The sequence below is a fragment of the Bacillus sp. Marseille-Q3570 genome, assembly GCF_946151055.1.
In the GTDB taxonomy this organism is placed as follows: Bacteria; Bacillota; Bacilli; order Bacillales; family Fictibacillaceae; genus Pseudalkalibacillus.
In genome coordinates, this window is sequence record NZ_CAMGYZ010000008.1 from 129,975 (window position 1) to 142,691 (window position 12,717).

At 42.5% G+C, this 12,717-nt stretch carries 13 protein-coding genes; 12 read left to right on the plus strand and 1 reads right to left on the minus strand.

The genetic code is table 11. The features are described from left to right. The first annotated feature begins 18 nt into the window (after positions 1-18). The 10 genes from nusA (at position 19) to pnp (ending at position 9,645) form a co-directional block, all read left to right on the plus strand. Positions 19-1,128, plus strand: coding sequence for a transcription termination factor NusA (gene nusA / locus N8M93_RS14285; protein WP_261132892.1), 1,110 nt, complete (start codon positions 19-21; stop codon positions 1,126-1,128). Between the two features lie 15 nt (positions 1,129-1,143). Further along, the gene (gene rnpM / locus N8M93_RS14290; RefSeq protein ID WP_261132894.1) at positions 1,144-1,416 is read left to right on the plus strand and encodes an RNase P modulator RnpM; all 273 of its coding nucleotides are present in this window, start codon (positions 1,144-1,146) and stop codon (positions 1,414-1,416) included. Beyond that, the gene (locus N8M93_RS14295) at positions 1,417-1,719 is read left to right on the plus strand and encodes a YlxQ family RNA-binding protein (protein WP_261132895.1); all 303 of its coding nucleotides are present in this window, start codon (positions 1,417-1,419) and stop codon (positions 1,717-1,719) included. It begins immediately after the preceding gene. 16 nt (positions 1,720-1,735) lie between these two features. Continuing rightward, positions 1,736-4,009: a translation initiation factor IF-2 gene (infB, locus tag N8M93_RS14300; RefSeq protein WP_261132896.1), complete on the plus strand. Its 2,274-nt coding sequence runs from the start codon at positions 1,736-1,738 to the stop codon at positions 4,007-4,009. Next, positions 4,006-4,284, plus strand: coding sequence for a DUF503 domain-containing protein (locus N8M93_RS14305; RefSeq protein WP_261132897.1), 279 nt, complete (start codon positions 4,006-4,008; stop codon positions 4,282-4,284). The genes infB and N8M93_RS14305 overlap by 4 nt, the downstream gene beginning before the upstream one ends. A 38-nt stretch (positions 4,285-4,322) precedes the next feature. Then, positions 4,323-4,673 carry a 30S ribosome-binding factor RbfA gene (gene rbfA / locus N8M93_RS14310; protein ID WP_221564429.1) on the plus strand — a complete coding sequence of 117 codons (351 nt, stop codon included), beginning with the start codon at positions 4,323-4,325 and terminating at the stop codon, positions 4,671-4,673. A 365-nt stretch (positions 4,674-5,038) separates the two neighbouring features. Continuing rightward, a complete protein-coding gene (truB, locus tag N8M93_RS14315; protein WP_261132900.1) occupies positions 5,039-5,968 on the plus strand; it encodes a tRNA pseudouridine(55) synthase TruB in 930 nt (309 codons plus the stop codon). Between the two features lie 8 nt (positions 5,969-5,976). Beyond that, positions 5,977-6,921, plus strand: a complete 945-nt coding sequence (gene ribF, locus N8M93_RS14320) for a bifunctional riboflavin kinase/FAD synthetase (protein WP_261132902.1) — start codon at positions 5,977-5,979, stop codon at positions 6,919-6,921. A 136-nt stretch (positions 6,922-7,057) separates the two neighbouring features. Further along, positions 7,058-7,327: a 30S ribosomal protein S15 gene (gene rpsO / locus N8M93_RS14325; protein WP_221564435.1), complete on the plus strand. Its 270-nt coding sequence runs from the start codon at positions 7,058-7,060 to the stop codon at positions 7,325-7,327. Between the two features lie 212 nt (positions 7,328-7,539). Continuing rightward, the gene (pnp, locus tag N8M93_RS14330) at positions 7,540-9,645 is read left to right on the plus strand and encodes a polyribonucleotide nucleotidyltransferase (protein ID WP_261132904.1); all 2,106 of its coding nucleotides are present in this window, start codon (positions 7,540-7,542) and stop codon (positions 9,643-9,645) included. A gap of 90 nt (positions 9,646-9,735) precedes the next feature. On the opposite strand, the gene N8M93_RS14335 is transcribed toward pnp, so the two are convergent. Next, positions 9,736-9,975, minus strand: coding sequence for a hypothetical protein (locus N8M93_RS14335; protein ID WP_261132906.1), 240 nt, complete (start codon positions 9,973-9,975; stop codon positions 9,736-9,738). 374 nt (positions 9,976-10,349) lie between these two features. On the opposite strand from N8M93_RS14335, the gene N8M93_RS14340 reads away from it, so the two are divergent. Next, positions 10,350-11,345, plus strand: coding sequence for a polysaccharide deacetylase family protein (locus tag N8M93_RS14340; protein WP_261132908.1), 996 nt, complete (start codon positions 10,350-10,352; stop codon positions 11,343-11,345). 101 nt (positions 11,346-11,446) lie between these two features. Then, positions 11,447-12,688, plus strand: a complete 1,242-nt coding sequence (locus N8M93_RS14345) for a pitrilysin family protein (RefSeq protein ID WP_261132910.1) — start codon at positions 11,447-11,449, stop codon at positions 12,686-12,688. The last annotated feature ends 29 nt before the right edge of the window (positions 12,689-12,717 follow it).

Consider the following 12,717-nt stretch of genomic DNA (forward strand, 5'->3'; position numbering starts at 1 on the left):
CATAAGGGGGAGAGTCCGATGAGCGATTTAATGGATGCGTTGACAGTACTTGAGAAGGAAAAGGGAATCAGTAAAGACGTTATTGTAGAAGCAATTGAGGCTGCACTGATTTCAGCTTACAAACGAAATTTTCATCAAGCACAGAATGTCCGCGTTGATTTTAATCAAGATACGGGCAGTGTAAAAGTATTTGCAAGAAAAAATGTAGTGGAAGAAGTGGAAGACAGCCGTCTGGAGATGTCAGTCGATCAAGCGAAGGAAATCAGTCCTCAATATGAAGAAGGGGATGTCGTAGAGCTTGAAGTGACACCGAAGGATTTCGGCCGTATTGCAGCACAAACTGCTAAACAAGTCGTTACTCAAAGAGTACGTGAAGCAGAACGTGGAATCATTTTTTCAGAATTCATCGATCGTGAAGAAGATATCATCACGGGTGTAGTGCAGCGTCAGGATCACCGTTTCATGTATGTCGATCTTGGTCGAGTCGAAGCGTTGTTGCCGACTACTGAACAAATCCAATCTGAATCTTATAAGACGAATGATCGGATCAAAGTATTCATCACAAAGGTCGAGAAGACGACAAAAGGACCACAGATCATGGTTTCAAGGACTCATCCAGGGTTATTGAAGAGATTATTTGAACTGGAAGTACCCGAAATTTATGATGGTACAGTTGAAATCAAATCAATTTCACGAGAAGCTGGTGATCGCTCTAAAATTTCCGTCCATGCGGAAGACCCGGAAGTAGATCCGGTCGGATCTTGTGTCGGACCAAGAGGCCAGCGGGTACAAACGATCGTCAATGAGCTTCACGGAGAAAAAATTGATATTGTAAGATGGTCGAACGATCCTGTGGAATATGTCGCAAATGCTTTGAGCCCTTCAAAAGTGCTTGAAGTCCAAGTGAATGAAGAGGAAAAGATGACCCGTGTCATCGTCCCGGACTATCAGCTTTCACTTGCAATTGGGAAACGTGGTCAGAATGCTAGATTAGCTGCCAAATTGACTGGCTGGAAGATCGATATCAAGAGTGAGTCAGAAGCAGTTGAACAAGGTTTGTATGACCCGGATAAACAACCTGAAGAGCCGGATTATGATGATGTATATGACGAAGAACTGGAAGATTAAAAGGAGAGGGAAACGATGAAAAAGCGGAAAATACCGATGCGAAAGTGTATAGCTTGTCAAGAAAACAAGCCGAAGAAAGAATTGATTCGCATTGTCCGTACTCCTGAAGGAGAAGTTTCGATCGATCTTACCGGTAAAAAGTCAGGCAGAGGAGCTTATATTTGCAACGAGATCTCCTGTTTTGAATTGGCACAAAAGAAGAAAGCATTCCAGAACCAACTATCTGTCCAAGTTACTGATACAGTATACGAAGAACTGAAAAGCCAAGTCAGTCAATCGAGGGAATAGATGAAATCATCATGGGAGTCCCTATTAGGCTTAGCGAATAGAGCAGGAAAATGTGTCTCTGGTGAAGAGTTGGTTGTCAAAGAAATACGTCAGCAACGTGCCAAAATGATCTTGCTTGCAGAAGATGCATCCGCCAATACAAGGAAAAAGCTGATAGATAAGTGTACTTACTATCAAGTTCCTTATTATATAGTGCCGAACCGATATGAGTTGGGTAACGCAATTGGGAAAGAACAACGGGTGACCGTTGCTGTGATCGATAATGGATTTGCACAAAAGTTGAAGAAATTGATCGATCAATAATTTTGGGGGTGACCAAATGAGTAAGATGCGCGTTTATGAATATGCAAAGAAACATAACGTTCAAAGTAAAGATGTAATTCAAAAATTAAAGACTATGAATATAGAAGTTACAAATCATATGTCAACGATAGAAGATACCACTGTTACTAAATTGGATCAAGCATTCAGTCCTGATAAAGGTCAAAAGAAAGACCAGAAACCGAATAAACCATCCAACAAACCTATGAATCAATCCGAGAACAAACCAAAAGGGAAAGCGACAGACAACAATCGGAATCAACAAAAGTCTGGTGATCGACCGAATAATCGCGGTGGAAATAACCCTAATGCCAACCGTGGCCAGAACCGTCCTGGAGGGCAAAACCGTCCAGGCGGCCAGAACCGACCAGGAGGACAGAACCGACCAGGGGGACAGAACCGTCCTGGCGGCCAGAATCGTCCAGGAGGACAGAACCGTCCAAAAGGAAAAGGACGTAACAATCGTCCAGCTGCGAATCAACAACAGCAGCCGAAGAGAGAACAGCCAAAACCAAAAATGCCTGAAAAGATCACTTTTGAAGGATCTTTGACTGTCGGTGAACTCGCGAAGAAACTTCATATCGAAACATCTGATATCATCAAAAAGCTGATGGGCTTAGGTGTAATGGCGACGATCAACCAAGAGCTTGATAAAGAAACCATCGAGCTGGTCGCCGCTGACTTCAATGTTGAAGTTGAAGAAGAAATAATTATTGACGAAACGAACTTTGAGGAAAATGAAATTGAAGAAGATGAAAGTAAACTGTCGATCCGTCCACCAGTCGTGACGATCATGGGACACGTCGATCACGGAAAAACGACGTTGCTTGATTCAATCCGTAAAACGAAGGTAGCTGCAGGAGAAGCTGGTGGGATCACACAGCATATCGGTGCCTATCAGATCGAAGAAAATGGAAAACCGATTACATTCCTGGACACACCAGGACACGCAGCATTCACAACGATGCGTGCTCGTGGTGCACAAGTTACGGATATCACCATCCTGGTCGTAGCAGCTGATGATGGCGTCATGCCTCAAACAATTGAGGCGATCAACCATGCAAAGGCAGCAGAAGTCCCAATCATCGTGGCGGTGAACAAGATGGATAAAGAAGGGGCAAACCCAGATCGCGTCATGCAGGAATTGACTGAACATGAATTGATTCCTGAGGATTGGGGCGGCGATACGATTTTCGTCAAACTTTCCGCGATCAGTGGGGAAGGAATCGATGAGCTTCTTGAAATGGTTCTTCTCGTAGCAGAAGTGGAGGAGCATAAATCGAATCCAGACCGTTTTGCCAATGGTACAGTAATTGAAGCACAACTGGATAAAGGACGCGGTCCAGTCGCTACACTTCTTGTGCAAGGCGGAACACTCGAAGTCGGTGATCCAATCGTCGTCGGAAATACGTTTGGCCGTGTACGTGCAATGGTCAATGATCTTGGACGCCGCGTCAAAAAAGCTGGTCCATCGACCCCTGTTGAAATCACTGGTTTGAACGATGTCCCGAATGCAGGAGATCAATTCCGAGTGTTCAAGGACGAGAAAAAAGCACGTGCAATTGGTGAAGCTCGTGCAAAAAGACAAATTGAGCAACAGCGAAAAGAAAGCTCGAAGCTCAATCTGGATGATCTATTCGAGCAGATCAAGGAAGGCGACATCAAGGAAATCAACGTCATCCTCAAAGCAGATGTTCAAGGTTCTGTCGAGGCTCTCGCAGGTTCATTGAGAAAGATCGATGTGGAAGGTGTCAAGGTTAAAATCATTCATACGGGTGTAGGTGCGATTGCAGAATCCGACATCATCCTTGCATCTGCGTCAAATGCGATCATCATCGGATTCAATGTACGTCCAGATAACAACGCGAAACGTACAGCAGAAGCTGAAAAAGTGGATATCCGATTGCATAGGATCATCTATAATGTGATTGATGAAATCGAATCTGCAATGAAGGGTATGCTTGATCCGGTCTATCAAGAGAAAGTGATCGGGCAAGTTGAAGTTCGTACGACTTTCAAAGTTTCCAAAGTAGGAACAATTGCCGGATGTTACGTGACTGATGGTAAGATTACCCGTGATTCTGGTGTGCGTCTAGTCCGCGACGGCGTAGTCGTATTTGAAGGGGAAGTTGATACGCTGAAGCGTTTCAAAGACGATGCCAAAGAGGTCGCAGCTGGTTACGAATGTGGTATAACATTGGAGAAATTCAACGATATTAAAGAGGGCGACGTTATCGAAGCTTATGTGATGGAAGAGGTTAAACCGAAATGATCGGAAGTTTGAAGTGTGAGTGTCATATACATGATGCTCACTCTTTGAAAGAAAAACGTTCGGTAGTCAAAAAAGTGATCCAGCGGTTGAAACAGCAGTTCAATGTTGCTGTAGCAGAGACGGATTTTCATGAGCTGTGGCAACGATTCGAAATTGGGATCGTAACCATATCCAAAGATAAACAAATGGTCGAAAAAGAATTGCAGCAAGTAATGAAATATCTGGACCGCTTTGATGAGTTTGAAATCACAAATTATGAAACCGAAATATTATAAGAAACCTTCGCCTTTAACGGCGGAATGAGGTGTTTTTTATGAGCAATGTACGTGCAAACCGCGTAGCAGAGCAGATGAAAAAAGAACTTGGCGAAATTATCGGCCAGAAGATCAAGGACCCTAGAGTAGGATTTGTAACGGTCACGGCTGTTGAAGTGACAGGAGATCTTCAACAAGCGACCATCTTCATCTCAGTTTTCGGAGACGAAGAAGAGAAAGCGAATACACTTGCCGGACTTGCAAAAGCGACAGGGTTCATCCGTTCAGAAATCGGTAAACGGATCCGTTTAAGAAAAACGCCAGAAATTCTCTTCGAATTTGACCATTCGATTGAATATGGCAACCGGATTGAGACGCTTCTGGATGAAATCAATGATAACAGAGATTAAAAGTATGAGGGATTGCCCTGGGTTTGGAGTCCGAATTCCGAAGAACACGAGCAGCTAATAATATATGTTCGTATCATAGGATGGATTAGACTGCCGGGACAGTCCCGTTTTTCTTCTCCGACGCTAGAGAACAGCATTTAGAGGACACCGCAGACCTTATTTACGACAAATCACAAGTTTTTACAAAAATAGAGGACACCGGAGACCTTATTTAGTGAAAATCACGTACAAATGATCGATTTATACAGCCATAACGGAACAGATGTCCTCAAATTTTTAAAATCAACGCTTTTTGTCACACATAGCGGAACAGTTGTCCTCTAATTTTTCACAACCCAATGCTACTCTGATAAGGAAGTGCGTGTATGAAGATTACAAGAGATGGAATTATCCCTTTACATAAACAGGCAGGAATGACTTCTCACGATTGTGTCGTAAAGCTTCGCAAAATCCTGCAGACAAAACGCGTTGGTCATACAGGTACCCTTGACCCATCCGTTTCAGGTGTACTCCCGATTTGTATAAACCGTGCTACAAAAGTGGCTGAATATATGAGTGCATATGATAAGACATACGAAGCAACAGTCGCTGTGGGTACAGCAACCACAACTGAAGATCAAACCGGAGAAATCATAGAGTCTTCCAGACCAGAACTGTTCAGTGAAGATAAGGTGCAAGCAGTATTGCAATCATTTGAAGGCGAAATCGAACAAATTCCCCCGATGTATTCAGCTGTCAAAATCAAAGGGAAAAAATTGTATGAGTACGCAAGAGAAGGCATTACCATCGAAAGGCCTTCTCGAACGATACGGATCGTACAATTGAAACTTTTGAGCCCACCAGAACGAAATGAAGATGACGGTAATGTGGAATTCAAAATCAGAGTGACCTGCAGCAAAGGTACATATATCCGTACATTGGCAGTGGATATTGGAAAAGCATTAGGATATCCGGCACATATGTCATCTTTAGTACGGACCCAGTCTGGACCGTTTTCTATACAAGATGCAGTAACACTTGAGGAGCTCGGGCATGTTGTTGAGGCGGGAAATCTTTCTGACGTTTTATTGCCGATTGAAAAAGCATTATCGATCTTTCCATCTATAGAAGTATCTGGTGCAGTGGAACAAAAAATCCTTAATGGTTCATTGCTTGAAGAGACGAAAGAACTTTCCAATCCCAGGACAGCCGTTTATAATGGACAAGGAGAGTGCCTCGCGATCTATATCCCACATCCTGATCGCCAGGGATGGGTTAAACCTGAGAAAGTACTTAAAATCCAGAACAGAACTTAGGTGGTAATTTGAAAACGTATAAGATTGACCACACCCAATTGGACCAATTGAAAGGGACGCCGCAGTCCGCAATGGCTATCGGATATTTTGATGGTATTCATTTAGGCCATCAAAAAGTCATCATGGCTGCAAAGCACATTGCATGTGAAGCAGGATTGGATTCGGCGGTCATGACATTCGACCCTCATCCATCTGTTGTCTTAGGCAGGGGGCAGGCGGAAAAAGCACATATTACACCAATTGAAGATAAACGGTCCTTGATTGAAGCCATGGGTATCGACCGATTATATATTGTGAATTTCAGCAAAGCATTTGCATCACTCACACCACAACAATTTGTAGATGATTTCATTATCGGTCTGAATGTAAAACATGTCATTGCTGGATTCGACTTTTCATTCGGCAAAAAAGGTGAAGGGACGATGGAAACACTACCGTTCCACTCAAGGGAGCAATTCAAACACACCGTTGTCGATAAGGTATCTGTCGAAGACGAAAAAGTTAGCTCCACGTTGATCCGGACATTGATACGGAGCGGTGAAGTCGAAAAGATCCCTAAGTACTTGGGCCGACAATATACCATTAAGGGTACTGTCATTCACGGTGATCATCGCGGTCATACGATCGGTTTTCCTACAGCCAATATTGACCCAGCCGATTCTTATATTTTACCAGAAATCGGGGTTTATGCTGTCCGGATGGAAGTGAATGGGGAATGGTATGAGGGTGTATGTAATATCGGCTATAAACCGACTTTCAATGATGAAAAACCAGAAAACCCAAGTGTAGAAGTTCATTTGTTTTCATTTGATTCTTCCATTTATGGAGAAGTTGTTGAAGTTGAATGGCACCACAACATTCGTAAAGAAAAGAAGTTCTCTTCAATCGATGAATTGAAAGAACAGATTTCAATGGATATTGAAGCGGCAACACAAATTTTTCACAAATCGTGAATGTTCATGACTTGCATTTACATTAGAAAAAAGGTATTCTTGTAGTTGTACAATTTGTACAGAACCACTTCTTGGCACAGCGATTCACCGACGCTTGCTAGGAGGATGGGGATCAATAGAAAAGGAGGTGAAAAGGATGGCTATTTCACAAGAACGTAAAAACGACTTGATTGCAGAGTACAAGACTCATGATAATGATACTGGTTCACCAGAAGTACAGATTGCTATCCTGACTGAGCAAATTAACGAATTGAACGATCATTTACGTACACACAAAAAAGATCACCACTCTCGTCGTGGTCTGCTGAAAATGGTTGGTAAACGACGTAATTTGTTGACGTATTTACGTAAGAAGGATGTAACACGTTACCGTACTCTTATTAACAAACTTGGTTTACGTCGATAGTTCACAAAAAAGCGGGTGTTATACCCGCTTTTTTATTAGCTTTAAAAAGGGACAGTGCCACACATGAAGTCTCAGACACCTCATTCATTCCATTATGTTATAAAGTAAGTGTCCGAGTTAGCTTTATTAGCTTTTTGAATATATATTTTTGGGTTATACTAGAAGAAGACAACCAATAATTTTATGTAAGTTTGAGAGGAGTTCTCTGAGAAATGGAGCAAAACAAGCATGTTTATTCCATCGATTGGGCTGGGCGGAAGCTTACCCTTGAAATTGGAAACTTAGCTAAACAGGCTAACGGCGCAGTTATGGTCCGCTATGGCGACACAGCGGTTCTTTCAACAGCCACAGCCTCCAAAGAACCGAAAAATCTTAGCTTTTTCCCGCTGACTGTCAATTATGAAGAAAGATTATATGCTGTCGGTAAGATTCCGGGTGGTTTTATCAAGCGTGAGGGAAGACCAAGTGAAAAAGCAACGTTAGCTTCCCGTCTTATCGATCGTCCGATCCGACCGTTATTCGCTGATGGCTTCAGAAATGAAGTTCAAGTCGTCAGTACCGTCATGAGTGTCGATCAGGATTGTTCGTCCGAGATGGCCGCTATGTTCGGTTCCTCGCTCGCTTTGACGATTTCGGATATTCCTTTCGAAGGACCGATTGCAGGTGTCACAGTAGGAAGAATTGACGGTGAATTCGTCATCAACCCGACTGTGGAGCAAAAAGAAGAGAGCGACATCAACCTTGTGGTAGCAGGTACGAAATATGCAATCAACATGGTAGAAGCAGGTGCTGACGAAGTTCCTGAAGAAGTGATGCTTGAAGGAATCATGTTCGGTCATGAAGAAATCAAACGCCTGATCGCCTTCCAGGAGAAGATTGCCGAAGAAATCGGTAAAGAAAAAATGGAAGTGAAATTGCACCAGCTTGATGCAGATCTTACTGCAGAAGTAAGTGCGCAATTCCTGGATGGAATAAAAGAAGCAGTAAAAGTTATTGAAAAACATGCGCGCCAAGACGCATTAGATGCGATCACTGAAAAAGTCCTTGTAGAATATGAAGACGATGAAGAAAAAGCTGCTGAAGCAAAAGAAATCTTACATACGCTCATCAAACAAGAGGTACGTCGCCTCATTTTGAAGGACAAGATGCGTCCTGATGGTCGTAAGATTGATGAGATCCGTCCTCTTTCTTCTGAGGTTGGTCTGTTGCCAAGAACACACGGCTCCGGCTTGTTCACACGTGGTCAGACACAAGCGCTCAGCATCTGTACACTTGGGGCGTTAGGAGATGTACAGGTACTTGATGGACTTGATATGGAAGAATCAAAGCGGTTCATGCACCATTATAATTTCCCCCCATTCAGTGTAGGGGAAACTGGATTCATGCGCGGACCAGGTCGTCGTGAAATCGGTCATGGAGCCTTAGGTGAGCGTGCACTCGAAGTTGTTATCCCATCAGAAGAAGAATTTCCTTACACGATCCGTCTCGTTAGTGAAGTGTTAGAATCCAACGGGTCTACATCACAAGCAAGTATTTGTGCAAGTACACTAGCGATGATGGATGCTGGAATCCCGCTTAAGGCACCAGTCGCAGGAATCGCAATGGGACTGATAAGTGATGGAGAAGATGTTACCGTGCTTACTGACATCCAGGGCATGGAAGACCACCTGGGTGATATGGATTTCAAGGTTGCCGGAACAAAACAAGGTGTCACTGCACTTCAAATGGATATCAAGATTTCCGGAATCAACCGTGAAATTTTACAAGAAGCATTATTCCAGGCTAAAGAGGGCAGGATGAAGATATTAGATTCGATGCTAAGTACATTAGCTGAACCAAGAACAGAACTTTCTTCATACGCCCCTAAGATCTTGACGATGAAGATCAAGTCAGACAAAATCCGTGACGTCATCGGGCCGAGCGGTAAGATCATCAACAAGATCATTGAGGAGACCGGTGTCAAAATCGATATCGAGCAGGATGGAACGATCTTCATTGCTTCAACCGATGAAGCGATGAACAGAAAAGCAAAAGAAACGATTGAAGATATTGTACGTGAGGTCGAGGTAGGAGAAATCTACCTTGGAAAAGTAAAACGCATTGAAAAGTTCGGTGCTTTTGTTGAACTCTTCAGTGGAAAAGATGGACTTGTCCATATTTCTGAACTTGCAATGGAACGGATTCCTAAGGTGGAAGATGTTGTAAAGCTTGGTGATGAAATACTTGTAAAAGTAACAGAAATCGATAACCAGGGACGAGTGAACCTTTCACGTAAAGCTGTCTTGAAAGAACAAAAGAAAGAACAAGAACAAAAGTAAGAGACGGATTCATCATCCGCCTCTTTTTTTTTATGCTTTTTGCTTAAATGATGATTTTGCAAGGTTACTCCCTTTACGCAAGCGAGCTGATTAGCACGTAACGTAGGTCACTGGAAAATTGACGAGGAGGCTCAGACCAAGTAAGACCCGGTTCTGCTTGCGCTTCTTCATATAGATATAAATCAATGTGTAGACCTCATATGAAAAGCTCCATACGACCATTCTGAGAGCAACATCCGGTTTGTTTATCCGTATGAAAGCTCCATACGACCATTCAAAGAGTAAAATCCGGTCTGTTTGTCCGTATGAAAGCTCCATACGACCATTCAAGGAGTAAAATCCGGTTTGTTTGTCCGTATGAAAGCTCCATATGACCATTCAAAGAGTAAAATCGGATATGTTTGCCTGCTAGGTACCAAGTGATTGGTCACTGAGCTAGACATCACGCCCCAACTGTGCGACTCTTCGCTTGTTCCTTACTGAGGGGTCTCGACTGGATCGCTGTTCCTGAAGGTATGTCGCAAATTTTGCTACTTGAATGTTTTTCAAATCTTATTCCTAAAAGAAAATCATGTATGATTTAGTTCTGATGCTCTCCCTTTATATCTAATCCACTCGGGAATGACTACAATATTTACATCCCCTATACGTTCTACCCTGTCCTATCCTATCATACGTTAACTATTGAAAGGGGTGGATCGTAGGTGAAGGGATACAAGACGTTTATTACAATATCCATTTTATTATTGATTTCCTTAATAAGTGTTTATAACCCACCTTCGCATCGTTATATTTCGACGCTAAAAGAATCAGCTTTCACCACATCTACATTACATATGTCCGATGCAGGACCGTTATTGGATCAGATCAAACTTTTTGCTAGCCAACATGATATCAAACCGGTGAATGCGCGGATCGACCCTGTCTGGAAGGCGATTCCGGGTTATAATGGCCTTTCTGTGGATATAGACGCCTCATTCGACCGGATGAAAAAGAAAAAAGAATTCAATGAATCGATGATCGTATACAAACAGACGAAACCTAAAGTGTCACTAGAAGATCTTCCGCCTTCACCAATCTACAAAGGGAACCCGAACAAACCGATGGTCACTTTCTTGATCAATGTGGCTTGGGGAAATGAATTCCTTCCACAAATGCTGGAGACGCTGAGAGAACATAAAATTCATACAACCTTCTTTTTAGATGGATCATGGGTGAAGAAAAACCAGGATTTAGCGAAAGTCATCTACGAGGAAGGACATGAAATCGGTAATCATGCCTATACACATCCTGATATGAAATCTTTAACCAATAACCGCATCCAAGAGGAAATTCATAAAACAAATGAAATCATCCAAAGTACGTTGGAGGTCACTCCAAAATGGTTTGCTCCTCCAAGTGGTAGTTATCGGATGGATGTTGTTGAAATCGCATCCACAATGGATATGCATACGATTTTGTGGTCAGTGGATACAGTAGATTGGAGAAAGCCGGATCCAGATGAAATGGCAAACCGGGTTGTAAACAAAATCCATCCAGGTGCACTGGTTCTGATGCATCCCACTTCATCAACGGCAAAAGGCCTAGAACAAATGATACAAGGAATACGTGCTAAGGGGTACTCGATCGGTACGGTATCACAGATGATGAGCGAAAAAAGACTTGTTAAAGCAAATCAGATTGGTGAAACTGACAAATAATTGTCGAATATAGGCTTAAATGGTATAGTGGTTTTATAATAAGTATAAGTACCAAAATACCTACATAATTTGCCTGTTTGACAATTTAGGAGGAAAAAAGTTTGATAACAAAACATACGTGTAAGAATGGCGTACGAATCGTAACAGAAAACATTCCTAGCGTAAGATCGGTTGCAATCGGTATATGGATCGGCACGGGCTCTCGTTTTGAAACCAAAGATAATAATGGGATCTCCCACTTCTTAGAGCATATGTTCTTTAAAGGTACGCAAACGAGGAATGCAAGAGAAATAGCAGAATCATTCGATAGCATCGGTGGTCAAGTGAACGCATTTACATCAAAAGAATATACATGCTACTATGCAAAAGTTCTGGACAATCATGCATCCCATGCGTTGGAAACGCTATCGGATATGTTCTTCAATTCCACATTTGATGAAGATGAACTTTTAAAAGAAAAGAATGTCGTACTGGAAGAAATCAAAATGTATGAAGATACACCTGATGACATCGTCCATGATCTTTTGAGCCAGGCGACCTACAGCCATCACCCACTGGCTTATCCAATCCTTGGGACGGAAGATACATTGAATACGTTCAATGGGGATGCATTACGGACCTATATGAACGAATTTTACACGCCTGATAATGTCGTGATTTCAATTGCGGGGAATGTAGATGATTCATTTGTTGAAGAAGTAGAAAAATATTTCGGAAGTTTTACGGCCACCAACAATAAACCACAAGCACAGAAACCAGCATTCTGTACAGAAAAGAAAGCACGCAAAAAAGAGACAGAACAAGCACATTTGTGTATTGGTTATGAAGGCTTGCCAGTAGGCGATAAGAGTATATTCGACTTGATCGTCATCAACAACATCTTCGGTGGGAGCATGAGCAGCAGGTTGTTCCAGGAAGTAAGGGAACAGCGTGGTTTAGCATATTCAGTGTTTTCATATCACTCAGCTCACTTGGATACCGGCGTTTTTAACATTTATGCTGGAACAGCGCCAGGGCAGTTGGATGAAGTGTATGATACGATTTCAAACATCATCGGCACGTTGAAGGAAACGGGTGTTACTGAAAAAGAAGTAGCTAACAGCAAGGAGCAGATCAAAGGAAGCTTGATGCTCAGTCTTGAAAGTACGAATAGCCGGATGAGCAGGAATGGGAAACATGAATTGCTTTTGAGGAAGCATCGGTCTCTTGATGAAATTTTACAAAGTATTGATGATGTTACGAAAGAGAATGTCGATACGCTAATCCGAAAAATTTTCACAGAGGACTTTTCAAGCTCTCTCATCAGTCCGAGCGGGCAATTTCCTAAAAATTTTCCTAATTAAAATGAATGGGGGGACTCCAGGGTCGCCTC

What these genes read in the sequence shown, in the direction of transcription:
- rpsO (WP_221564435.1), top strand. Translation starts at nt 7,058, where the DNA reads ATGGCTATTTCACAAGAACGTAAAAACGACTTGATTGCAGAGTACAAG.
- rbfA (WP_221564429.1), top strand. Translation starts at nt 4,323, where the DNA reads ATGAGCAATGTACGTGCAAACCGCGTAGCAGAGCAGATGAAAAAAGAA.
- N8M93_RS14295 (WP_261132895.1), top strand. Translation starts at nt 1,417, where the DNA reads ATGAAATCATCATGGGAGTCCCTATTAGGCTTAGCGAATAGAGCAGGA.
- infB (WP_261132896.1), top strand. Translation starts at nt 1,736, where the DNA reads ATGAGTAAGATGCGCGTTTATGAATATGCAAAGAAACATAACGTTCAA.
- truB (WP_261132900.1), top strand. Translation starts at nt 5,039, where the DNA reads ATGAAGATTACAAGAGATGGAATTATCCCTTTACATAAACAGGCAGGA.
- rnpM (WP_261132894.1), top strand. Translation starts at nt 1,144, where the DNA reads ATGAAAAAGCGGAAAATACCGATGCGAAAGTGTATAGCTTGTCAAGAA.
- pnp (WP_261132904.1), top strand. Translation starts at nt 7,540, where the DNA reads ATGGAGCAAAACAAGCATGTTTATTCCATCGATTGGGCTGGGCGGAAG.
- nusA (WP_261132892.1), top strand. Translation starts at nt 19, where the DNA reads ATGAGCGATTTAATGGATGCGTTGACAGTACTTGAGAAGGAAAAGGGA.
- N8M93_RS14305 (WP_261132897.1), top strand. Translation starts at nt 4,006, where the DNA reads ATGATCGGAAGTTTGAAGTGTGAGTGTCATATACATGATGCTCACTCT.